Raw genomic sequence first — 440 nt, 5'->3', positions numbered from 1 at the left:
CGACACCAACCTGGTGAACGCATGGAACACGTGGACCAGCAGCATCACCGCGGGGAGCTTCTACCTCGGCGTCCCAGCGTCTCCCCAGGCCGCGGGCAGCGGGTACATCGACCCCGGCACCCTGACGGGCACGGTGATCCCCGCCATCCGAGGCATTGGCAACTACGGCGGCATCATGGTGTGGGACCGCTTTAACGACGTGCAGAACAACTACAGCAGCCAGGTGAAGGGCAGCGTCTGATGGGCATATGAAGCTTCAAGCTACAGCACCTAGCCATGCATATATATATAGTGGCTATTCGTCAAGTTATCGGACTAGATATACAAATATAATAAGAGCGGATCATCGGGAGACAAAGACGCATGTCAGCTATTGTCTCGTTTTCTAAGCAACGAGCGAGAGCTGCATGCGCTGGTTAGATTTAATATGGATATTGCCC

Annotated in this window: 1 protein-coding gene; it reads left to right on the top strand. The window is 54.5% G+C overall.

Annotation, left to right across the window (positions count from 1 at the left end):
• A partial coding sequence (locus tag FWJ25_RS20930; protein ID WP_223163297.1) for a glycoside hydrolase family 18 protein occupies positions 1-241 on the top strand: 241 nt, incomplete at its 5' end.
• Between the last annotated feature and the right edge of the window lie 199 nt (positions 242-440).

The sequence above is a fragment of the Marinobacter salinexigens genome (assembly GCF_008370345.1).
In the GTDB taxonomy this organism is placed as follows: domain Bacteria; phylum Pseudomonadota; class Gammaproteobacteria; order Pseudomonadales; family Oleiphilaceae; genus Marinobacter; species Marinobacter salinexigens.
This window is presented reverse-complemented; position numbering and strand designations above follow the sequence as displayed.